This window comes from Salmonella sp. 2020_1395 (assembly GCF_043848115.1).
Classification (GTDB): domain Bacteria; phylum Pseudomonadota; class Gammaproteobacteria; order Enterobacterales; family Enterobacteriaceae; genus Salmonella; species Salmonella enterica.
Window position 1 is genome coordinate 1 of sequence record NZ_JBCMFH010000014.1, and the last position, 21,117, is coordinate 21,117.

General features: G+C 52.3%; 17 protein-coding genes and 1 pseudogene. 5 read left to right on the top strand and 13 right to left on the bottom strand.

Translation table 11 applies throughout. From position 1 onward, the window contains the following. Positions 1-108 (top strand): annotated as a pseudogene (locus ACH0WD_RS18985) (IS110 family transposase); the annotation flags it as partial. 140 nt (positions 109-248) lie between these two features. Here the strand turns inward: ACH0WD_RS18985 and yjcO are convergent. From yjcO to ACH0WD_RS19015, 6 genes are all read right to left on the bottom strand, one after another. Next, positions 249-938 carry a Sel1 family TPR-like repeat protein YjcO gene (gene yjcO, locus ACH0WD_RS18990; protein ID WP_000771454.1) on the bottom strand — a complete coding sequence of 230 codons (690 nt, stop codon included), beginning with the start codon at positions 936-938 and terminating at the stop codon, positions 249-251. 176 nt (positions 939-1,114) lie between these two features. Next, entirely contained in the window at positions 1,115-3,262 is a 2,148-nt protein-coding gene (locus ACH0WD_RS18995; protein ID WP_011233236.1) for a formate dehydrogenase H subunit alpha, selenocysteine-containing, read from the bottom strand. A 354-nt stretch (positions 3,263-3,616) separates the two neighbouring features. Further along, the gene (gene lpxO, locus ACH0WD_RS19000) at positions 3,617-4,525 is read right to left on the bottom strand and encodes a lipid A hydroxylase LpxO (protein ID WP_000457029.1); all 909 of its coding nucleotides are present in this window, start codon (positions 4,523-4,525) and stop codon (positions 3,617-3,619) included. A gap of 257 nt (positions 4,526-4,782) precedes the next feature. Next, on the bottom strand, positions 4,783-5,217 hold the full coding sequence (phnO, locus tag ACH0WD_RS19005; protein WP_001549776.1) for an aminoalkylphosphonate N-acetyltransferase: 435 nt from the start codon (positions 5,215-5,217) through the stop codon (positions 4,783-4,785). A 151-nt stretch (positions 5,218-5,368) separates the two neighbouring features. Continuing rightward, complete coding sequence (yjdN, locus tag ACH0WD_RS19010) at positions 5,369-5,812, bottom strand: VOC family metalloprotein YjdN (RefSeq protein WP_001131307.1); 444 nt, start codon at positions 5,810-5,812, stop codon at positions 5,369-5,371. A gap of 119 nt (positions 5,813-5,931) precedes the next feature. After that, positions 5,932-6,267 carry a zinc ribbon domain-containing protein YjdM gene (locus ACH0WD_RS19015; protein WP_000056482.1) on the bottom strand — a complete coding sequence of 112 codons (336 nt, stop codon included), beginning with the start codon at positions 6,265-6,267 and terminating at the stop codon, positions 5,932-5,934. A gap of 467 nt (positions 6,268-6,734) precedes the next feature. Here ACH0WD_RS19015 and proP point away from each other — a divergent pair, with 467 nt between their 5' ends. Together proP and pmrR are read left to right on the top strand one after the other, a co-directional pair. Continuing rightward, the gene (gene proP, locus ACH0WD_RS19020; protein ID WP_000919710.1) at positions 6,735-8,237 is read left to right on the top strand and encodes a glycine betaine/L-proline transporter ProP; all 1,503 of its coding nucleotides are present in this window, start codon (positions 6,735-6,737) and stop codon (positions 8,235-8,237) included. A gap of 69 nt (positions 8,238-8,306) precedes the next feature. Beyond that, positions 8,307-8,396 carry an LpxT activity modulator PmrR gene (pmrR, locus tag ACH0WD_RS19025; protein ID WP_000844399.1) on the top strand — a complete coding sequence of 30 codons (90 nt, stop codon included), beginning with the start codon at positions 8,307-8,309 and terminating at the stop codon, positions 8,394-8,396. Positions 8,397-8,403: 7 nt separating this feature from the next. On the opposite strand, the gene pmrB is transcribed toward pmrR, so the two are convergent. The 7 genes from pmrB to melR form a co-directional block, all read right to left on the bottom strand. After that, a complete protein-coding gene (gene pmrB / locus ACH0WD_RS19030; protein ID WP_001212189.1) occupies positions 8,404-9,474 on the bottom strand; it encodes a two-component system sensor histidine kinase PmrB in 1,071 nt (356 codons plus the stop codon). 9 nt (positions 9,475-9,483) lie between these two features. Continuing rightward, positions 9,484-10,152: a two-component system response regulator PmrA gene (gene pmrA / locus ACH0WD_RS19035; protein ID WP_000697899.1), complete on the bottom strand. Its 669-nt coding sequence runs from the start codon at positions 10,150-10,152 to the stop codon at positions 9,484-9,486. Continuing rightward, complete coding sequence (gene eptA / locus ACH0WD_RS19040) at positions 10,149-11,792, bottom strand: phosphoethanolamine transferase EptA (RefSeq protein ID WP_000919294.1); 1,644 nt, start codon at positions 11,790-11,792, stop codon at positions 10,149-10,151. Before eptA ends, pmrA begins: the two co-directional genes overlap by 4 nt. Positions 11,793-11,925: 133 nt before the next feature. After that, entirely contained in the window at positions 11,926-13,263 is a 1,338-nt protein-coding gene (gene adiC, locus ACH0WD_RS19045; RefSeq protein ID WP_000093130.1) for an arginine/agmatine antiporter, read from the bottom strand. Between the two features lie 139 nt (positions 13,264-13,402). Then, complete coding sequence (locus tag ACH0WD_RS19050; RefSeq protein WP_001217083.1) at positions 13,403-14,164, bottom strand: AraC family transcriptional regulator; 762 nt, start codon at positions 14,162-14,164, stop codon at positions 13,403-13,405. A gap of 297 nt (positions 14,165-14,461) precedes the next feature. Beyond that, on the bottom strand, positions 14,462-16,729 hold the full coding sequence (gene adiA, locus ACH0WD_RS19055) for an arginine decarboxylase (RefSeq protein ID WP_001542850.1): 2,268 nt from the start codon (positions 16,727-16,729) through the stop codon (positions 14,462-14,464). Positions 16,730-16,961: 232 nt separating this feature from the next. Further along, entirely contained in the window at positions 16,962-17,894 is a 933-nt protein-coding gene (melR, locus tag ACH0WD_RS19060) for a transcriptional regulator MelR (RefSeq protein WP_000106992.1), read from the bottom strand. A 268-nt stretch (positions 17,895-18,162) separates the two neighbouring features. Here melR and melA point away from each other — a divergent pair, with 268 nt between their 5' ends. Continuing rightward, positions 18,163-19,518 (top strand): alpha-galactosidase, encoded by a 1,356-nt coding sequence (melA, locus tag ACH0WD_RS19065; RefSeq protein ID WP_001747720.1) that lies wholly within the window; start codon positions 18,163-18,165, stop codon positions 19,516-19,518. A gap of 83 nt (positions 19,519-19,601) precedes the next feature. After that, positions 19,602-21,032 (top strand): melibiose:sodium transporter MelB, encoded by a 1,431-nt coding sequence (gene melB / locus ACH0WD_RS19070; RefSeq protein WP_000028070.1) that lies wholly within the window; start codon positions 19,602-19,604, stop codon positions 21,030-21,032. Positions 21,033-21,117 lie beyond the last annotated feature (85 nt).

The following is a 21,117-nucleotide window of genomic DNA, read 5'->3' on the forward strand; positions in this document are numbered from 1 at the left end:
GCGAAGAAAGCCGCGCTGGGAGCTGTGATGCGCAAACTGGTACATTTATGCTTCGGCGTGTTGAAAACGCGGCTTCCGTGGGATGAAAATTATGTAGCTACCGCTTGACGTTCAAGACGGTAGCTACAGCGAAAGAGAATGTAGGCCGGATAAGGCGTTCACGCCGCCATCCGACAACCTGCTCCGGGTTGCCTGATGGCGCTACGCTTATCAGGCCTACAACGACTACGTTCATCAGGCAATAAACATCAGCCATTTGTTAGCGTTTCGAACTCTTCGCAACCGGTATCAAACCCTTCCAGACAGCTTAGATTCAACCAGTGCAACGCCTTCTGCTTATTCTTTTCAATAAAGCCCGGTTCACCGTTTAAAAACATCATTCCCGCCCAGTATTCTGAATAGCCGGTACGGGAAATGGCGGAACTGCGTTTGAAATACCAGGCGGCTTTTTCATCATCGGCGGCAATGCCCACGCCGTTGGCGTAAATCAGGCCAAGCAACATTTGCGCATCCACCGCGGAGTCGTTATCCAGATCTTCAGAGGCCTTTTGCAGCAGCGAGATGGCTTTTGGGTAGTCCGGACGCCCGGCCTGGGTGTTGACCAGGATCCGCGCCAGCGTAATTTCTCCCGCTTTACTGCCCGCGTTAGCCGCCTTTTCAGCCAGCTTTTTCGCGTCGGGATAATCCAGGCTTACCGGATTAGTGATTTTGATTTGCGCCAGTAGCGCACAGGCGTCGGCGTCGCCACTGTCGGCGGCTTTTTGCGCCCAGTATTCAGCTTTGTTCAAATCGCCATAGCTCAACCAACTGTCGGCCAGAAAATATTGTGCGCGTCTGTCACCTGCCTCTGCTGCCTGCAAATACTGGCTACCCGGCTCAGGATCTGCGGCATGGGCAAAGAATGTCATAAACAACATCAATGCAAGAAGTAGTTTCATTTTGAATTTTATTTAGGGTACGGAAAAGACAGTATAAAGAGATCGTATGGATAAAAAAACAGCCTCCGGGCGGAGGCTGTTATAGGGAAAATGCCTGATGGCGATGCTAATGCATCTTATCAGGCCTACAGTAGACGCAGGCCGAATAAAGCATTCTGATGCCGCCACCCGGCAGATCAACCCATTGCGCTTTCGCGCAGACGGGTTTTCAGCTTGTTGTACTCATCAATCACATACTGCTCGGCGGCTCGCTGATCGGCGATCGGCTCAACGCGTACGGCGCAGTATTTGTACTCCGGCGTTTTGGTAATCGGGCTGAGGTTTTCAGTCACCAGCTCGTTACAGGCGCCAATCCACCACTGGTAGGTCATGTAAATCGCCCCTTTGTTCGGGCGATCGCTGACCTGCGCGCGGGTGATGATTTTGCCTTTGCGCGAATGAACCCACACCAGCGCTTCATCTTCAATGCCCAGACGCGCGGCGTCGGCGGTATTGATTTGCGCATAGCCCGGTTCATCGGCCAGCGCGGCCAGCGCCGCACAGTTACCGGTCATTGAGCGGCAGGAGTAGTGGCCGACTTCGCGCACCGTCGACAGTACCATCGGGTACTCTTCGGTGAGTTTATCGATAGGCGCTACCCAGTCGCAGGTGAAGAACTGCGCCAGACCGTTGGGGGTATCGAACTTCTCTTTAAAGAGGTACGAGGTTCCCTGATCGGCATCCGACGTGTCGCGGCACGGCCACTGGATATACCCCAGCTCGCCCATTTTCTCGTAAGTGGCGCCGTAGAAATCCGGGCACAGATGACGCAACTCATCCCAGATCTCCTGGGTGTTGTTGTAGTGCATCGGATAGCCCATCCGGGTGGCGATTTCACTGATAATCTGCCAGTCGGTTTTCAGGTCCCACTTCGGCTCAACGGCTTTAAAGAAGCGCTGGAAGCCACGGTCAGCCGCAGAGAAGACGCCTTCATGCTCGCCCCATGAGGTAGAGGGTAAAATCACATCCGCCGCCGACGCGGTTTTGGTCATGAAGATATCCTGCACGATGACCAGTTCCAGATCCTCAAACGCTTTACGTACCGCAGAGAGCTCCGCATCGGTTTGCAGCGGATCTTCACCCATAATGTACGCCGCGCGCACTTCGCCATGCGCCGCACGGTGCGGCAGCTCGCTGATGCGATAGCCGGTATGCGCAGGCAGACTTTCTACGCCCCAGGCTTTAGCGAACTTCTCGCGGTTTTCCGGGAACTTAACGTACTGGTAGCCTGGATAAGTATCCGGGAGCGCGCCCATATCGCACGCGCCCTGAACGTTGTTCTGGCCGCGAACCGGGTTAACGCCCGCGCTTGGCTTGCCGAGGTTGCCGGTCAGCATCGCGAGGCTGGTCAGTGAACGCACGGTTTCCACACCCTGATAGAACTGGGTGACGCCCATACCCCACAAGATCGCTGCGCTTTTCGCGCTGGCATACATCCGCGCCGCCTGACGAATTTCCTGTGCGCTCACGCCAGTGATCTCTTCGACGGACTCCGGCGTATAGCCTTCGACAATCTTACTGTACTCTTCAAAACCTTCGGTACGGCTGGCGACAAACGCTTTGTCGTACAGGTTTTCTTCAATAATGACATGCCCCATGGCGTTGAGCAGCGCGATATTCGAGCCGTTTTTCAACGCGATATGCATGTCAGCGATGCGCGCGGTTTCAATTTTGCGCGGATCGCAGACGATAATTTTCGCCCCGTTGCGTTTAGCGTTAATCACATGATTCGCCACGATAGGGTGGGAATCCGCCGGGTTATACCCGAAGACGAACACTAAATCAGTGTTATCAATTTCGTTAATCGCATTACTCATTGCGCCGTTACCGACCGATTGGTGCAGACCTGCAACCGATGGGCCGTGTCAGACGCGAGCGCAGCAGTCAACGTTATTGGTACCAATAACGGCGCGTGCGAATTTTTGCATTACATAGTTGGTTTCATTTCCGGTACCGCGAGAGGAGCCGGTTGTCTGGATTGCATCCGGACCGTACTTCGCTTTGATGGCGCTCAAACGTTCAGCGACGTAATTGAGCGCTTCATCCCAGGAAACAGATTCCAGTTTGCCGCCACGCTGGCGACGGATCATTGGGGTTTTCAGGCGCGGGGTCAGGATCTGGGTATCATTAATAAAATCCCAGCCGTAGTAGCCCTTCAGACACAGGGTACCCTGGTTGGTTTTCCCCTGCGCCGCCTCAGCCCGGACGATTTTGCCGTTATCGACCACCAGATTGATTTTGCAACCTGATGCGCAATACGGGCAAACCGTGACGACTTTTTTCATCGGTTTCGCTCCAGTTAATCAAATCGCGCATACGCGCTGTCGCCCTCAGTATGCATGTTTTATGCCACTTTTTTAGTATGGGCTTTCCCTGATATTACGGGCGAATTTTGCTCAAAACCCTGACGAAAAACAGGCTATCGTCAGTTTTGACGTGTCGAAAGAAAATGCCGCATGACATTTATTATGGGGAGAAACGCGGAGCGCAGGCCAGATAAGGCGGAGCCGCCATCCGGCAATCTGCTCTGCCTGAAGTGGAAATTACCCGGATGGATAGATTCAAGGCCAGGGAACGCGTTGAGACTAACGCCAGGATAGAACAGGCCGCGGCAGGCAGTTTCATACCGCGGCCCGGCTTCAGAGGAGGCTGAAAAGGATTATCGCGGCAAAAATAGCGGCAATAACGAGATATTTCAGCGCGTAATAGAGAGTGCGGTTTTTCTTTTTCAGCCGTTGCCCGGCATCGCGTGCTGCGTGAACGTATTTAAAGATGCGATTAATCGCACCGGTGCGATCGTTCTCGTCGTTTGGCGAACTGGCGGCGGACATCAACGATGCGCCGACCCAGTGGTTTACGCTCTGCGCCCAGCGCCATTTCATTGGGCGCTCAATATCGCAAAAGAGGATAATACGCGTCTGCTCAGTTTTATTTTCCGCCCAATGAACGTAGGTTTCGTCGAAGATGACGGCTTCGCCGTCGCGCCAGCTATGGCGCTGTCGATCAACTTCAATAAAACAGCGGTCGTCATTCGGTGTGCTTAATCCAAGATGGTAACGTACTGAACCGGCATAGGGGTCGCGATGTTTTCCCAGATAGGCCCCGGGAGGCAACTCGGCGAACATCGCCGCTTTAATAGAGGGGATGCTGTTGACCAGCTTTGTCGTTATCGGGCATAACGTTTCCGCCGACGGGTGGGCATCGGAATACCATTTAAGGTAAAACCGTTTCCAGCCGCGCTTGAAAAAGGTGTTGAATCCGGCGTCGTTATTGGCCTGCGCGGCTTTTATGTGATGCTGAAGCCGTAGCGCCTCTTCACGAATCACCTGCCAGTTTTCCGTCAGCTTCTGCAGCTCTGGAAATGCCGTGGTATCAAAGTACGGCTGCTTTGCCGGTAACGTTGAGAAGCGAGTCATGAACATATTGATCGGCGCCATAAACGTCGAGTGGTCAAAGAGCTGACGGGAAAGTTTTTGTTTTTCCACCCCGCGTGAATGCGCATAAATGACGCTGATAATAAAAATACCGATAATGATTGCTGCGAACATAACGTCACTGTCCTTCTAAGAAAACCTCATCCCGGGATTTTCAGGCAACCCTCCCGGTGATGCCAAAGAGAAAAGTGTAGTTCGTTGACAATAAATTTACATTTCTACAACTTAAAAGGGCCATTTTTGCTAAAGAAGCGAGTCAGCTCGTTTAACCTTTATCCAGGCTTGTCGACAGTAGAATTGAGATGGCTCCGCTACTTCACCCGGTGACGGCTGATTACGTTATGCCTTATCTCCTGATGACGGCTGCCCGATCACAATGCTTTCGTAAACCGAAAATGACTTTGCTTGTAACCTTCGCGAAGATAAAAACGGTGTGCATCGCGGCGTTTAATATTTGTGGAAAGCTCCGTTAGCTCGGCGCCCGCCTGACGTGCTTCTTCTTCTGCCCAGGCCAGAAGCTGACTGCCAACTTTTTGTCCCCGCATCTGCGGTAATACCACCAGCTCCTGAATTTCGCCAATCCAGTTGGCATGATGGAGATGAAACTGCATATGCAGGCTGATCATGCCGACTACCTCTCCGTTGCGCAGCGCTAAACGATAATGAACGTTGGGGTCCAGTAAATTAGCGGCAAATCCATCCCTGAAAGCCTGATAATCAAGCTCATTTTTAAGTAACTCACAGATAAGCGCGTAAACAGAATCGGTATCCTCTGTTGTCGCGTGGCGTAATTCACAGACTGGCATAATGTCCTCCCGACGCTTCATCAGGATCAACCATCTTTCGACAGACTGTAGCAAACTACCGTCATTATTTATTCTATGGCAGTTAAACGGCGGATAACGTGCAGCCAAAGATCACTCTGATGGCAAGGGGGAGGGCGAGCCTCCCGGGGAGTTAGGTGGCAGGCTGATGTTTAACCACGTTAATCATCCACGGCACACCGAAACGATCGCTGACCTTGCCGAAACCCTGTGCCCAGAAGGTCTCCTGCCAGTCCATTTCGATTTGCCCTTGTGCGGCAAGGTTATCAAACCAGCGCTTCCCTTCTGCTACATCCTGGGTATCAAGCACCAGCGTAAAGCCGGAATAATGCGACGTTCCCGACGGGCTGGCATCACTCATCATGATATCGCTGCCGGCAATGCGCATGTTGGCGTGGGCGATAGCAGTATCGGGAAAGCGCACTCCTGACGGGCAGCCCTCTTCGTTATCCGCCGCCGAGGGGGGCATTTCACCGAAGCTGAGTTTATAAAGCAGTTCTGCGCCTAACGTTTGTTGATAATACGCGATGGCGTCGGCACAGTTGCCGGCAAAAGAGAGATAGGGACTTAACGGCATGATGGTTACCTCAGGTAAGAGATGCTCGTTAAGTGTAGTTCGAAATTGGCACAATATTGTCGGTGGCAGGGCCGCTCAGGCCCGGTAAGCGAGGCGCTACCGGGCAATGACACGGTAAATCAGTTCTTTTTCACGAACTCGGATTTCAGTTTCATCGGGCCAAAACCATCGATTTTGCAGTCGATGTTATGGTCGCCTTCAACCAGACGAATGTTCTTCACTTTGGTGCCGATTTTCAGCATGGAAGAGCTGCCTTTTACTTTCAGATCTTTCACGATGGTGACGCTATCGCCGTCCGCCAGCAGGTTGCCGTTGGCGTCTTTGACAATCAGCTCATCGCTCTCCTGAGCGGGTTCCGCATCGTTCCATTCGTGAGCGCATTCCGGGCAGATGAACATGCCGTTATCTTCGTAGGTATATTCGGAGTTACATTGCGGGCAGTGGGGTAATGACATGTTGGTATCCTCAAAAAGTCAGCGGGGGCAAACGCGCCCAAAAATGGCAGATCGCCGAAAAAGGCCGCAATTATACACAAAATCCTTAGCATTGTCGGGACTATTGCCGCTTTTATAAAAGGCTCTGCGCCACGCCAGTCAGCAATGGTTTACACTCAAATAACCGCTTTTTTACTGTCACCACAGCGCATTAGGGCGTCCTTATTTACACCTTTTGACCGAATTGACATATATGTGTGAAGTTGATCACATATTTAAACCCTGTTAGGGTAAAAAGGTCATTAACTGCCCATTCAGGCGTCAACAGGTTCGGTTGTACAGTCCGTAACCGGACAGTGTAAGTAAACCTGCTACGCTTGTATGAGGGATAGCGTTCGCGCCCCTCCCTCCGCTCGACGGCGACGCTGGCGCGGTATGCCAGTGCCCGCCGTATATAGCGCTACAGGGCTTAGCCTATGAGGACAGCTATGCTGAAAAGGAAAAAAATAAAACCGATTACACTGGGCGATGTGACCATCATTGATGATGGTAAACTTCGCAAAGCGATTACCGCCGCCTCGCTGGGCAACGCGATGGAGTGGTTTGATTTTGGTGTTTATGGATTTGTTGCCTACGCGTTGGGTAAAGTCTTTTTCCCCGGCGCCGATCCCAGCGTCCAGATGATTGCCGCGCTGGCCACGTTTTCCGTTCCCTTCCTGATTCGTCCGCTCGGCGGGTTATTCTTTGGTATGCTCGGCGATAAATACGGGCGCCAGAAGATCCTGGCGATCACGATTGTGATTATGTCGATCAGTACCTTCTGTATCGGGTTAATCCCCTCTTACGCGACGATCGGTATCTGGGCGCCAATACTGTTGTTGCTGTGTAAAATGGCGCAGGGCTTCTCGGTTGGCGGGGAATATACCGGCGCGTCGATCTTTGTCGCGGAATATTCGCCGGATCGTAAACGCGGATTTATGGGAAGCTGGCTGGATTTTGGTTCCATCGCCGGGTTCGTGCTGGGCGCGGGCGTGGTGGTCTTGATCTCAACGATTGTCGGCGAGGAGAATTTCCTTGAGTGGGGCTGGCGTATTCCGTTCTTTATCGCCCTGCCATTGGGGATTATTGGTCTCTACTTACGCCATGCGCTGGAGGAGACGCCAGCGTTTCAGCAGCACGTGGATAAACTGGAGCAGGGCGACCGCGAAGGGTTGCAGGATGGGCCGAAAGTCTCCTTTAAAGAGATTGCCACCAAACACTGGCGTAGTCTGTTGTCATGTATCGGTCTGGTGATTGCCACCAACGTGACCTACTACATGCTGCTCACCTACATGCCGAGCTATCTGTCGCATAACCTGCACTATTCTGAAGATCACGGCGTGTTGATTATCATCGCCATTATGATCGGGATGCTGTTTGTGCAGCCGGTGATGGGGCTGCTGAGCGACCGTTTCGGTCGTCGTCCGTTTGTGATTATGGGCAGCATTGCGCTGTTCGCGCTGGCGATCCCGGCCTTCATCCTGATTAACAGTAACGTTATTGGCCTGATTTTTGCCGGTTTGTTGATGCTGGCGGTGATTCTGAACTGCTTTACCGGGGTGATGGCCTCGACATTGCCGGCGATGTTTCCGACGCATATTCGTTACAGCGCGCTGGCGGCGGCTTTTAATATCTCTGTATTGATTGCCGGTCTGACGCCAACGCTGGCGGCCTGGCTGGTGGAAAGCTCGCAGGATCTGATGATGCCGGCGTATTATTTGATGGTCATCGCGGTGATAGGCTTGATTACCGGTATTTCCATGAAAGAGACGGCCAATCGTCCGCTAAAAGGCGCAACGCCAGCGGCGTCGGACATTCAGGAAGCGAAGGAAATTCTGGGCGAGCATTACGATAATATTGAGCAGAAAATCGACGACATCGATCAGGAAATTGCGGAGCTGCAGGTCAAACGTTCGCGTCTGGTACAGCAACATCCGCGTATCGATGAATAAATTTCGCGCTTAAGGTTCGCTTAATCTCTCGCGGGCATACTCTCCTCCATACCTTTGGAGGAGAGCGTCATGAAAAGCTATATTTATAAAAGTTTGACGACCCTGTGTAGTGTGCTGATTGTCAGCAGTTTTATCTATGTGTGGGTCACGACGTATTAAACGCCTGTTATGCCTTTTTCAACAGCACCCAGGCACGGGTGCCTGTTCTTTCCGTACGGTTTTGTAGGAAAAACTGCCCCTGATGTAGCTGGGTGATGCGGCTGACGATACTCAGCCCCAGGCCAATTCCGCCATAACGGCTGTCCATCCGCACGAACGCTTCGCTTAGCTTCCCGCATTTGCTTTCATCAATACCCGGCCCCTCGTCTTCGACCGCCATAATAGCGTCGGGGTCGGCGCTAATGTGGATAGTGATATGGGTTCCTTCAGGGCTATAGCGATGCGCGTTTTCCACCAGATTTCGCAGCAGCATACGCAGTAACGTCGCGTCACCGCGCACCACCACGTCCGCCGCGCTTTCCGGCAGCAACAGAGTTTGCTGGCGTGTTTCCAGCATGGTGTTCAGCTCATCGTAGGAGGGGAGGATCACATCTTCCAGCAGTTTTACTTCCTGATAATTCCCGGAAGAGAATGACTGGCCCACGCGCGCCAGTTGCAGAAGCTGGGAGACGCTATCCATCATCTGGTCAAGACGGGCGATAAGCGGCGCGACATCAACATTGTGGGTTTTTGACAATAATTCCAGATGCAAACGCACCCCCGACAGCGGCGTGCGTAGCTCATGGGCCACATCGGCGGTAAAAAGGCGTTCATTGTCGAGCGTGGTGGTCAAACGCGTAACCAGTTGATTGATCGCCGAGACGACGGACTCAATCTCAAGCGTGGAGCTGTGAATGGCGATCGGCGCCAGATTATCCGCCGTCCGCGCTTCCAGCTCTTTTTGCAGTTCGGCGAGCGGACGGGTAATACGCCGTACCGCCTGGTAACAAATTAGCAGCGTCAGGCTAACCATAAATACGCCGGGGACGATCAGGCTGGCGACCGCCTCGCGAATTTCGTGCATGATATGGCGATCGTTGTTGCGATTATCCCGCAGCGCCTGCTCGAACAATTGGATTTGCTCAGTGCTTTCATGCCATAACCAGAAGGTACTGATTAACTGGAACACCAGCAGAATAAGACCAATTGTCAGCATTAAACGCTGGCGAAGGGTCATCGCTCTTCGCTGAAAACGCATTAGGCTCACTTAGCTTTCCTCAGTGGCAACCAGCATGTAGCCAAACCCGCGAACCGTGCGAATGCGCGACTTGCCGACTTTGTCGCGCAAATTATGTATATGCACTTCCAGAGTGTTGGTCGAGGGTTCGTTATCCCAGTTGTAGATATCGTTATAAAGAATTTCCCGGTGCACCGGACTGCCTGCCTTGAGCATCAACCGTGAGAGCAACGCGTACTCCTTAGGCGTCAGGGTCAGTTCCTGTCCATCCCTCCATGCCTGATGGCGGCCTATATTGAGCGTCAGATTGCCAACCGTCAGTTCACTTTCACCCTGGTTATTATGGCGGCGCAGCAGCGCGCGGATGCGGGCGTGCAACTCCTCCAGGGCGAAGGGTTTAACCAGATAATCATCTGCGCCGACATCCAGCCCGGTAATGCGATCGTTGAGCGTATCGCGGGCGGTCAGAATGAGTACCGGCAGGGTGTATTTTTTCTGTCGGATTCGCGTCAGGAAATGCAGGCCATCCTCATCGGGCAGCCCTAAATCCAGCACCATCAGACTGTAATGACCAGACTCCAGACTATGCTCGGCGGCACGCGCTGTCGAAACGCCATCACACGCATAGCCTTCGGTTTGCGCGGCGAGTATTAACCCCTGTAATAATAGCGTGTCGTCTTCAACAATCAGTATCTTCATTCGCTTAGTCTCCTGCACGGTTGCAGAATATCATCTGCGGCCTGGTAATACGTCGTTTGTACGCCGGTTAATCCCAGCATGGTTGAGAAAAGATTGTCCTGTGAATAATCCAGCGTGCTCGCCCGTTTTTGCAGGCAGGCCTGATCCACCTGATAACGCTGTTGATAATCTTTAGAAAGCCAAATGAGCATCGGGACATGTTTTTGCGTATCCGGCGCAATGGAATACGGCAAACCGTGTAAATAAACGCCATTTTCACCCAATGATTCGCCGTGATCGGAAAGATAGACCAGGCTGGTGGTGAATTTATCCTGATGAGATTTCAGCAGGTTAATGGCTTTATCTACAATATAGTCCACGTACAGCACGGTATTATCATAGGTGTTGATCAACTGCTGTTGGGAACAGTTCTGAATTTCGTTAGTGTCACAGGTTGGGGTAAATTTTTTAAACTGCGGTGGATAACGGTTGTAATAGGTTGGGCCGTGGCTGCCGATGGTATGTAATACAATAACGCCATCGCCTTTCAAATGGTCGATATAGTCTTCCAGACCGTGAAATAACACTTCATCGTAGCACTCGCCGTCGATACATTGTCCGGGCAGGTTTAGCTCGGTGACATTTTGATGCGGAACGCGATCGCATGCGCCTTTACAGCCGCCGTCATTATCATTCCACAGTACGTTAATCCCCGCGCGCTGGATAATATCCAGCAACCCTTCCTGGTGATGTGCCAGCTCTTCGTCATAATGTTTGCGCGGCATATCAGAAAACATGCAGGGAACGGAGATCGCGGTCGCCGTACCGCAAGAGGTGGTATGCGGGAAGTAGATCACATCGTCTTTCGCCAGCCGCGGATTGGTGTCGCGCGGATAGCCGCCAAGAGAGAAATCATCGCCGCGCGAGGTTTCGCCAACGATGAGAATCGTCAGGTTTTTGCGATCGCCTTTCAGCATTAATGGATTGCGATGGGCATCCTCGCCAATGCGTACCAGCGGCAAATTCGCCAGCCGTTGATGCGAATACCATGACCAACTGGCGACAATACTGTTCGATGGGCTTAACGCTTTGATCAACTGTTTATTATTTCGAAATAGCGAGGCGTAATCTTTATAGAAAAAGGCGGCGACCAGAATAACTAATAAAATAGAGATCAGGACGCTGACCAGGCGGTAAAGCCCGCTACGTAAGCGCGGCGTCGCCGGACGGATTTTGACCCAGAAGGCAATCACGGCTGCCAGAACGCCGCTTAATCCCAGCGTCAGCACCATTTGCGGCGTCATCAGCGCAAAGGTTTCCGCGGGCGTGGTATCCATCATATTGGCGATCATGGAACGATCGATGATGATGCCGTAAGTCAAAATAAAATACTGCGCGGCAGCTCCGACCAGAATAAAAACGCAGGCCAGCAGTCGGTTTAGCCAAATAAATGAGGCCAGCGTCAGCACACTATTGACCACGCTAAACGCGACGACCGGCATGGAAATAAACACCAGCACATTGCGTAGCGAGTTTAACGGTAGGTCTTGTAGTACCTGCTTGTAGAACGCAATGTTCAGGCAGACGGCAATATAAAAGGAAAAAAGCAGAAGCCAGGCGATTTGCCCAAGAACAGGTCTTTTAAGAAAGCGCTTTAACATGTTGATGCGTCCATCGATTCGGTGACGCTAATCGTGACAAAGTAAAATTAAGTGAACCTTAAGAACTTAATGTTGGAGGTGGCCGGATAACCTGCGCTATCCGGCCTGTTGCGATAACATTAACTACACGTGGTCAATCCTGTTTAACCGGCGCATCCAGCGGATACGGGTTTTTGTGAATACGGTTGTAGTTCAACGCATACAGCGCGGTGATCACCATCAACGTGACGAACGACCACATCACTTCTTTGGCGCCGGAACCGATGACCGCCCAGATGCAATACACAAACGCGACGAAGGTGATCAGCAGATACAGCGGGCGCGCTTTACCAAAGTGACCGTGGCCCAACAGCAACAGCGCGGCACAGGTGTAAAGATAAGGCACCAGGGTGAAGATAACCGACACGGAGGAGACCAGACCAAACTCTTTCGCGGCGTTCGGCGACATACTGCTGAACTGGAAGATAGTCATCAGCACGCCGACGATAAGCAACCCAGCCACTGGCGTACCGGCTTTATTAACCCGCGCGAAGATTGGCGGGAAGAGACCATCGTCCGCCGCCGCTTTTGCGGTTTGACCGGCAAGCAGCGTCCAGCCGCCGAGAGAGCCCAGGCAACCTGCTGCCGCACAGAAGGAAACAATAGCCCCTGCGGTATCGCCCAGCGCCATACGCGCCGCGTCACCGAAAGGCGATGCCGACACACGCAGCGCCGCGTTGGGGATCATCCCCATAATCGCCGTTGTGGAGAGTACATAGCAGACGGCGGCGATCAGTACCCCGCCGATGGTGGCGATAGGCACGTTGCGTTTCGGGTTTTTGACCACACCGGCCGCAACGGAGGCGCTTTCTACCCCGATGAATGACCACAGCGTGACGTTCAACGTGCTTTGAATCGCCCCGAAGGTATTCATGCCGCTCACGTTCCAGGCCGCCATATAGGTTTCGCCTTTAAACCAGAACCAGCCGAAGACCGCAATCCCTACGATAGGCACCAGCGCCAGTACGGTGGCGACGGCCTGTACGCGGGTAATCATTTTCGGCCCGACGATGTTCAGCAGAACAAAAATCCACAGCACCGCGACGCAGGTAAGCGTTAATACCAGCGGATCTTTCAGAATCGGGAAGAAATAGCTCAGATAGCCGACGCCGATAACGACCATCGCGATATTACCGATCCAGCATGCCAGCCAGTACAGCACGTTCGTTTGATAGCCCAAAAACGGCCCGAAGCAGCGGCGTGCGTAGGCATAAGAACCGCCGGGACTGGGATCTAAGGACGACATTTTGGCATAAACCATCGACAGCGCCAGGGCGCCGATGATAGTGACCAGCCATCCGTAGATTGCAATCCCGCCAGTGGCCGCCAGGTTGGCAGGGAGTAAGAATACCCCTGAACCCATAATATTCCCCGATACCATTAAGGTGACGGGGATTAGGCCCACTTTGTGAGCATCAGCATCCGAAGACATAATTTGGACTCCTGAAAAGGTGACTTCGTTACGATAAATTACGTCGTATCATACCCCCTCAGAATGCCGCTGAATTATGTCGGAGACGGGTTATCGCCAATGCTGTTATTATCGTGTCTTATCGTTGAGTGTAGAAAAATTAGGCAGCCGATCGTTCCCGATGTTGGCTAACATAATGCAGGGGGGTCATACCATAAAACTCTTTAAACACGGAAATAAAGTACGATGTGCTGTTATACCCACACAGCTGTGAGACTTGAGAGATATTCTTTCCGTCCATTAATAATTGGTTTACGGCATAACGCATTCGGCAGGTCGTGATTATTTGGCTATAACTGGTATTCTCGTTTTTGAGCTTTTTCTTTAACAAGCTTGGACTCAGGCACAGGCAACTGGCAACGGCGCTCAGATTCCAGTCTTTATGAATATCGCTCTGAATGATGTGGTAAACGCTGTCACTGATACGGCTGCGCAGCATGTGCATTAACAAAGAAATAAATTTTTTGTGGTCAAGAAAGCGGGATAAAACGGTGAAAAGGAGCGCACGGGTACGTTCACTAACAATTTCATCTGGTGTTTCCATCGCGCTGTAGCGGGCGGCGACCCTGAAGATATCCGGCGTCAGACAGTTGGCGGTCAATAAGGGATCGGCGTTGCGTTGCCAGACGGGAAGGTGTGAGAGATCTTTATTCAGGAATTGTAAATAGTCTTTAATATTATTGCGACTCACTTGTATTACTAGCACGCTATTTAATGATGAAATGTCAATAACGTTATTTTCACAAGCCAGAATGGCCATATAATTCGCTTTTAAACTGATTGGCTCCTTACCATTTACTCGTAACCATGTATCTTTTTCGGTTAATAACACTATGCAAGGCTCGTTGCTGCAAATCCTCATACCCGAACTCCTGGAATATGAACATAAAAGACCGGATCTCGCCAAACGGGAGAGATAACGGGGACTGAGTCAATTGTGTGATGAATTGAAACTGCACTAAAATAACTTTCCTGAATAATATTACAATATTTGTACGATGAATTAGGGTGTACAAAAAGTTGTACGCGAGTGGCAACTTGTCATTTTTGTATAAAAAAAGCGCGGGATGGGGCCCGCGCAAAAAGGTATGACAGTATTATTGTTTTGCAGCAATACTCAGGGAATACATGCCATCCTCAAAAAAAAGACTCTTTGTAATTAGGCTTTCACGCACATAACGTGATATACGCCATCAATAATTTCCGTGCCTTCGGTTTCATGCTCAAAGCCAGGGAAGTGATGATCCCAGGATTGCAGTGAGCGTAAGTAACCCACCTGCGGACTGTTTTCATCGCCAAAGTTTTCACCGGAGAGCAGCATCGGGATGCCTGGCGGGTAAGGAATAACGGAGTTCGCCGCAATGCGACCCGGTAGATTTTCAATCGCCACCATTTCAATATTGTTGTTCACAATCGCGTTGTAGGCGTCGCGCGGGGTAATCTCCGCAACCGGCAGGGTGGAATAGGCGGCGTTGAGACGGGCGCCCGGGTTATTTTCACGTAGCCAGGCAAACATTTTATCGCCCAGGTCATGAATACCCATGTTCGCGTAAGTGTCAGGATAATCCTGCACCAGTTCCGGCATCACCTGCGCCAGCGGCGTATTCGCGTCGTAATGATGTTTGAAGGAGCACAGCGTGTTGATCAGCGTTCCCCATTTCCCGCGAGTTACCCCCATAGAGAACAGGAACATAATCTGAAAGTCGGTGGTGCGGGTCGGCACGATACCGTGGCGGCCAAGCCATGCTGTGACCAGCGCAGCAGGTACGCCGGATGCTTCCAGTTCGCCATCGTCGCCCATACCCGGCGCCAGGATACTGACTTTAATCGGGTCCAGCATACTCCAGTTATCCGGCAGGTCTTTAAAGCCGTGCCAGGTTTCCCCGGGGCGCATGACCCAGCAGTTCTGGTCGGTTGCCAGCAGTTTTGCCGGCGCGTCAGCGAAGTCATATGTTTTACCGGTTTGTGGATCGGTGACGACGTCTTTATTCCACGGTTTAAAGAACCAGTCGCCTTCATCGGTAAACTCTTTATAAAGACGCGCCATCGCCTGACGGAAATCAACCGCTTCGTCAATCACCTCTTGAGTCAGGGACAGACCGCTGTTACCGTCCATCATCGATACCGCCACATCGTTGGATGCGCAGATGGCATATAACGGAGAGGTGGTGGCATGCATCATATATGCCTGGTTGAAGCGGGAGAAATTCACCGCGCCACGGCCTTCACGGACGTGAATGTAGGAAGCTTGTGAAAGCGCATTCAGTAGTTTGTGCGTGGAGTGGGTGGCAAACACGGTCGGACCGTTATGGTCGCCTGGCTCGCCGCGCATCGCGTAGTGATCGCAATAAATCGGGTTGAAGCGCGCATAGCCGTACCATGCTTCGTCGAAGTGAATGCGATCGCTGGTTTTTGCCAGCAGATCTTGCGCCTCTTTGGCGTTATAGCATACGCCGTCATAGGTACAGTTGGTCACTACGCTGTAAGACGGTTTCTGTCCGGCTTTAGTTTTGGTCAGCGGGCTGGCGCTGATTTTTTTCTGCAAGGTTTCAGGCTGCATTTCCTGCGGGTAGATTGGCCCGATAATGCCGTAACGGTTACGGCTTGGCACCATATATACCGGTTTGGCCCCAGTGAGGATCAGCCCCTGCTCGATGGATTTATGGCAGTTACGATCCAGTACAACGACATCATTATCCGTCATACAGGCCTGCATAATAGTACGGTTAGAACCGGAGGTCCCGACAACCACGGACCAGGAGCGGTCAGCACCGAATACGCGGGCGGCATTTTTCTCGCTTTCGCCAAACGCGCCGGTATGGTCGAGGAGTGAACCGAGCGTGGTACGCTCAATCCCCATATCGCTGCGGAACAGGTTTTCGCCATAATAATCGTGATAAAAGCGACCGGCAGGCGTTTTAGTGAAACCGACGCCGCCCTGGTGTCCCGGCGCCGCCCATGAATATTCATGAATGTCGCTGTATTTCATCAACGCGTTAAACAGCGGCGGTAACAGTTGCTGACGATACCGGGTCATGGCGGCAACGGCGCGTCCGGCGATAAAGTCAGCGGTGTCTTCCAGAATCCAGGCGAATTCATCGACAAGCTCCAGCAGGTCGCGGTCCAGCGATGCCGTCGCTTTTTCCCTGTCGCCTAACAGGAAAACGGGCACGTTTTGCTGACGCTCGTGAAGCTTACCGATCAATTGCCTGACGCTCAGGTGCTCATCCGGTTGTTCCATTTGGTAGCTAAACATCAGACAGTCAATGGCTTCGTTCGCGGACAAGATGGCATAGCCGTCATCGAAGGATGTCGATTTAATGACGGTAACATTTTGTTGGCTCAAGGCATCCGCCAGACGCTCAACCGCGTTGCCAACCCAGGTGTCCTGATGCAGAAACTCACTTTCAACAATTAATACTTTCATCATCTTTTACCCGGTTGTGGAGGCCGTGCAATTTACGCCTTGCCGACCCGCCGTATGAATGTGACGTGGGCAAGTATTACCCCGTCAAATAGGGGGTGTAAAGTGATGGAATAATGGTCAGTTATTGATATTTATTTTTAATAAACAATGGGTTAATTATTGATAGCGAGCGATTTCACCCGCCGTTTATCGACAGGTGAATTATTTTTTTGGCTGATAGTGGTATCCGGCTTTAGCCGGGCATCGTCTGGCGTCGTTGCTGGCTTAGCTTGCGATATTGTTGCGGAGACATGCCGACAAATTTGCTGAAAGTACTGTAAAAACGGCTGCTGGATCGGAACCCGGCAGTCAGAGCGACATCGAGGATCGTTTTGTCAGTATCGCTCAATAAGGCACGTACGTGATTGATGCGCATCGCCGTGATGTACTGCTTCATCGTCAATTGCATAACCCGCTGGAATATCCCCATCGCGTAATTAGCATTGAGTTTGACATGCTCCGCGACGTCGTTAATGGTGAGCGCCTGATCGTAGTTATCGGCAATAAATCCCAGCATCTGGCTTACGTAAAACTGCGCATGGCGTGAGACGCTATTCTTGTGGGTGCGTGATGTTTTATTGAGCAAAATGGGCTGCCAGCCGGAAAGGCTAAAGCGTTTAAGCATCAAGCCGATTTCATCGATCGCCAACTGGCGAATTTGCTCATTCGGGCTGCTTGTTTCCTGCTGCCAGCGCAACACTTCAAAGGTGCTAAGCTGCTGGGTCGCCAGTGATTTAACCACCATCCCGTGCGTGACATGGTTGATAAGATCGCGATCCAGCGGCCAGGAGAGAAACAGGTGCATCGGCAAACTGAAAATCGCCATCTGGCGGCAGTTGCCGGGGCGGGTAAGCTGGTGTGGCGTACAGGCCCAAAACAGGGTGATATGCCCCTGCTTTATCTGCACGACTTCATTGTTGATTAAATACTCCACATCGCCGTCAAACGGAACATTCACTTCTACTTGCCCATGCCAGTGACTGCTGGCCATTCTGTGCGGCGGCCTCAGTTCAACGTCCAGTCGTTGATATTCGGAATAGAGCGACAGCGGGCTACGGGTTTGCTTTTCATCGCCGTTGCACATGTGCGGGTCGGGCGGGAGGAGGGATATTGCTTGCGTACTCATCGTCACTCCATTTCCTGAATTATCAGAATTATGCCCCTTTAGCCGGGAGGAAACCGGGAATCCGGACACAGAATCCGTCGATATTGTAGAGCGTAGCCTGACTATCAGGCCGAATACTCTGCTTTTTACGCCATTTTGTCCCAAAAACTCAGATCTTCCGCGTGTCAGCATACGATCTGAGTTTTCGGGAATGCTCATCGGGGAAGACGGAGGTTTTCACCGGGAACGCGTGCCACCATGAAGGTGTTCACTACTGTTCTGGAGAGTCATGATGACGGCACCCAAAATTACCTTTATCGGCGCAGGTTCTACGATTTTCGTCAAAAATATCCTCGGCGATGTGTTTCACCGCGAGGCGCTAAAGTCAGCGCATGTCGCCCTGATGGATATTGACGAAACCCGGCTGGAAGAGTCGCACATTGTGGTACGGAAACTGATGGACTCAGCGGGCGCTTCTGGCCGGATTACCTGCCATACCCACCAGAAAGCGGCGCTACAGGATGCGGATTTCGTGGTGGTCGCCTTTCAGATTGGCGGCTATGAACCCTGCACCGTGACCGATTTTGAGGTTTGTAAGCGTCATGGCCTGGAACAGACGATCGCCGATACGCTGGGGCCGGGCGGCATTATGCGCGCGCTGCGGACCATCCCGCATCTGTGGCGGATTTGCGAAGACATGACGGAAGTCTGTCCGAAGGCCACCATGCTCAATTACGTCAACCCGATGGCGATGAATACCTGGGCGATGTATGCCCGTTATCCGCATATCAAACAGGTCGGCCTGTGCCATTCGGTACAGGGAACGGCGGAAGAACTGGCGCGCGACCTGAATATCGATCCCGCCACGCTGCGCTACCGCTGCGCCGGCATTAACCACATGGCGTTTTACCTGGAACTGGAGCGCAAAACGGCTGACGGGACTTATGTCGATCTCTATCCTGAATTGCTGGCGGCCTATGACGCCGGACAGGCGCCGAAGCCCAATATTCACGGCAATGAACGCTGCCAGAACATTGTGCGCTATGAGATGTTCAAAAAGTTGGGCTACTTCGTCACCGAGTCATCAGAGCATTTTGCCGAGTACACGCCGTGGTTTATTAAACCGGGACGCGAGGATCTGATTGCGCGCTACAAGGTGCCGCTGGATGAATATCCGAAACGCTGCGTAGAACAACTGGCGAACTGGCATAAAGAGCTGGAGGAGTATAAAACCGCCGAGCGTATCGGCATCAAACCGTCCCGCGAGTACGCCAGCACCATTATGAACGCTCTGTGGACCGGCGAGCCGAGCGTGATTTACGGCAATGTGCGTAATGAGGGGCTGATTGATAACCTGCCGCAGGGAAGCTGCGTGGAAGTGGCTTGTCTGGTGGATGCCAACGGCATTCAACCGACGAAGGTGGGGACGATCCCTTCTCATCTGGCGGCGATGATGCAGACCAACATCAACGTGCAAACGCTGTTGACCGAAGCCATCCTCACGGAAAACCGCGATCGCGTGTATCACGCGGCGATGATGGACCCTCATACCGCAGCGGTGCTGGGTATCGAAGAAATCTATGCGTTGGTTGACGATCTGATCGCCGCGCATGGCGACTGGCTTCCGGCCTGGTTACGCCGTTAATCTCCAGCCGCGCTGGACGGCAGATCCGGCGTTTAACCTCTACTAACAGAAGGCGGGCGCTGGTAACAGCGACCCGGTACCCTATGAGCATCTCTCTGACAACAAAGCTGAGTTACGGGTTCGGTGCGTTTGGTAAGGATTTCGCCATCGGCATTGTGTATATGTACCTGATGTATTACTACACCGATGTGGTGGGACTCTCGGTCGGCCTCGTCGGCACCCTCTTTCTGGTCGCGCGAATCTGGGATGCGATAAACGATCCCATCATGGGCTGGATTGTCAACGCCACGCGTTCGCGGTGGGGGAAATTTAAGCCGTGGATATTGATCGGCACCTTAACCAATTCGCTGGTGCTTTTCCTGCTGTTCAGCGCCCATCTTTTTGAGGGAACCGCGCAGGTTGTATTTGTCTGCGTAACCTACATCCTGTGGGGCATGACGTATACCATTATGGATATCCCATTTTGGTCGCTGGTGCCGACCATTACGCTTGATAAGCGAGAACGCGAACAACTGGTGCCGTTCCCGCGTTTCTTCGCCAGCCTGGCTGGCTTCGTCACTGCCGGTATAACGCTGCCGTTTGTGAACTACGTTGGCGGAGCGGATCGTGGGTTCGGCTTTCAGATGTTTACGCTGGTACTGATTGCGTTTTTTATCGCCTCGACTATCGTGACATTACGCAACGTCCATGAGGTGTACTCCTCCGACAACGGTGTAACGGCGGGCCGCCCACATCTGACGTTAAAAACGATCGTTGGATTGATATACAAAAACGATCAGCTCTCTTGCCTGTTGGGAATGGCGCTGGCGTATAACATTGCCTCTAATATTATCAATGGCTTTGCGATCTACTACTTCACCTATGTGATTGGCGATGCCGATCTTTTTCCCTATTACCTTTCTTACGCCGGCGCGGCGAATCTGCTGACGCTGATTGTCTTCCCCCGGCTGGTGAAAATGTTATCGCGACGGATATTGTGGGCGGGCGCCTCCGTGATGCCCGTTCTGAGTTGCGCAGGGCTCTTCGCGATGGCGTTGGCGGATGTCCATAATGCCGCTTTAATCGTGGCGGCGGGTATTTTCCTGAATATCGGGACCGCGCTCTTTTGGGTGCTTCAGGTGATCATGGTGGCGGATACGGTCGATTATGGGGAATTTAAGCTCAATATTCGCTGCGAGAGTATCGCTTATTCCGTACAGACGATGGTTGTGAAGGGCGGCTCGGCGTTTGCGGCGTTCTTTATCGCTCTGGTGCTGGGGCTGATTGGCTACACGCCGAACGTGGCGCAGTCTGCGCAAACCCTGCAGGGGATGCAGTTTATTATGATTGTCCTGCCGGTACTGTTTTTCATGATGACGTTGGTTCTCTACTTCCGCTACTACCGTTTGAACGGCGACATGCTGCGCAAGATTCAGATCCACCTGCTGGATAAATACCGGAAAACGCCGCCATTCGTCGAACAGCCGGATAGCCCGGCGATTTCTGTGGTAGCGACCAGCGATGTAAAAGCGTGAGCATGGTCTCTCGTGCAGGCCGGATAAGCCGGATAAGCGTAGCGCCATCCGGCAATTAACCGATAACGCGGCCCGGGAGAACGCC

Excerpts from the sequence above, each read along its gene's own strand:
- yjcO (WP_000771454.1), bottom strand. The coding sequence starts at position 938 with ATGAAACTACTTCTTGCATTGATGTTGTTTATGACATTCTTTGCCCAT.
- lpxO (WP_000457029.1), bottom strand. The coding sequence starts at position 4,525 with ATGTTCGCAGCAATCATTATCGGTATTTTTATTATCAGCGTCATTTAT.
- phnO (WP_001549776.1), bottom strand. The coding sequence starts at position 5,217 with ATGCCAGTCTGTGAATTACGCCACGCGACAACAGAGGATACCGATTCT.
- yjdN (WP_001131307.1), bottom strand. The coding sequence starts at position 5,812 with ATGCCGTTAAGTCCCTATCTCTCTTTTGCCGGCAACTGTGCCGACGCC.
- ACH0WD_RS19015 (WP_000056482.1), bottom strand. The coding sequence starts at position 6,267 with ATGTCATTACCCCACTGCCCGCAATGTAACTCCGAATATACCTACGAA.
- proP (WP_000919710.1), top strand. The coding sequence starts at position 6,735 with ATGCTGAAAAGGAAAAAAATAAAACCGATTACACTGGGCGATGTGACC.
- pmrR (WP_000844399.1), top strand. The coding sequence starts at position 8,307 with ATGAAAAGCTATATTTATAAAAGTTTGACGACCCTGTGTAGTGTGCTG.
- pmrB (WP_001212189.1), bottom strand. The coding sequence starts at position 9,474 with ATGCGTTTTCAGCGAAGAGCGATGACCCTTCGCCAGCGTTTAATGCTG.
- pmrA (WP_000697899.1), bottom strand. The coding sequence starts at position 10,152 with ATGAAGATACTGATTGTTGAAGACGACACGCTATTATTACAGGGGTTA.
- eptA (WP_000919294.1), bottom strand. The coding sequence starts at position 11,792 with ATGTTAAAGCGCTTTCTTAAAAGACCTGTTCTTGGGCAAATCGCCTGG.
- adiC (WP_000093130.1), bottom strand. The coding sequence starts at position 13,263 with ATGTCTTCGGATGCTGATGCTCACAAAGTGGGCCTAATCCCCGTCACC.
- ACH0WD_RS19050 (WP_001217083.1), bottom strand. The coding sequence starts at position 14,164 with ATGAGGATTTGCAGCAACGAGCCTTGCATAGTGTTATTAACCGAAAAA.
- adiA (WP_001542850.1), bottom strand. The coding sequence starts at position 16,729 with ATGAAAGTATTAATTGTTGAAAGTGAGTTTCTGCATCAGGACACCTGG.
- melR (WP_000106992.1), bottom strand. The coding sequence starts at position 17,894 with ATGAGTACGCAAGCAATATCCCTCCTCCCGCCCGACCCGCACATGTGC.
- melA (WP_001747720.1), top strand. The coding sequence starts at position 18,163 with ATGATGACGGCACCCAAAATTACCTTTATCGGCGCAGGTTCTACGATT.
- melB (WP_000028070.1), top strand. The coding sequence starts at position 19,602 with ATGAGCATCTCTCTGACAACAAAGCTGAGTTACGGGTTCGGTGCGTTT.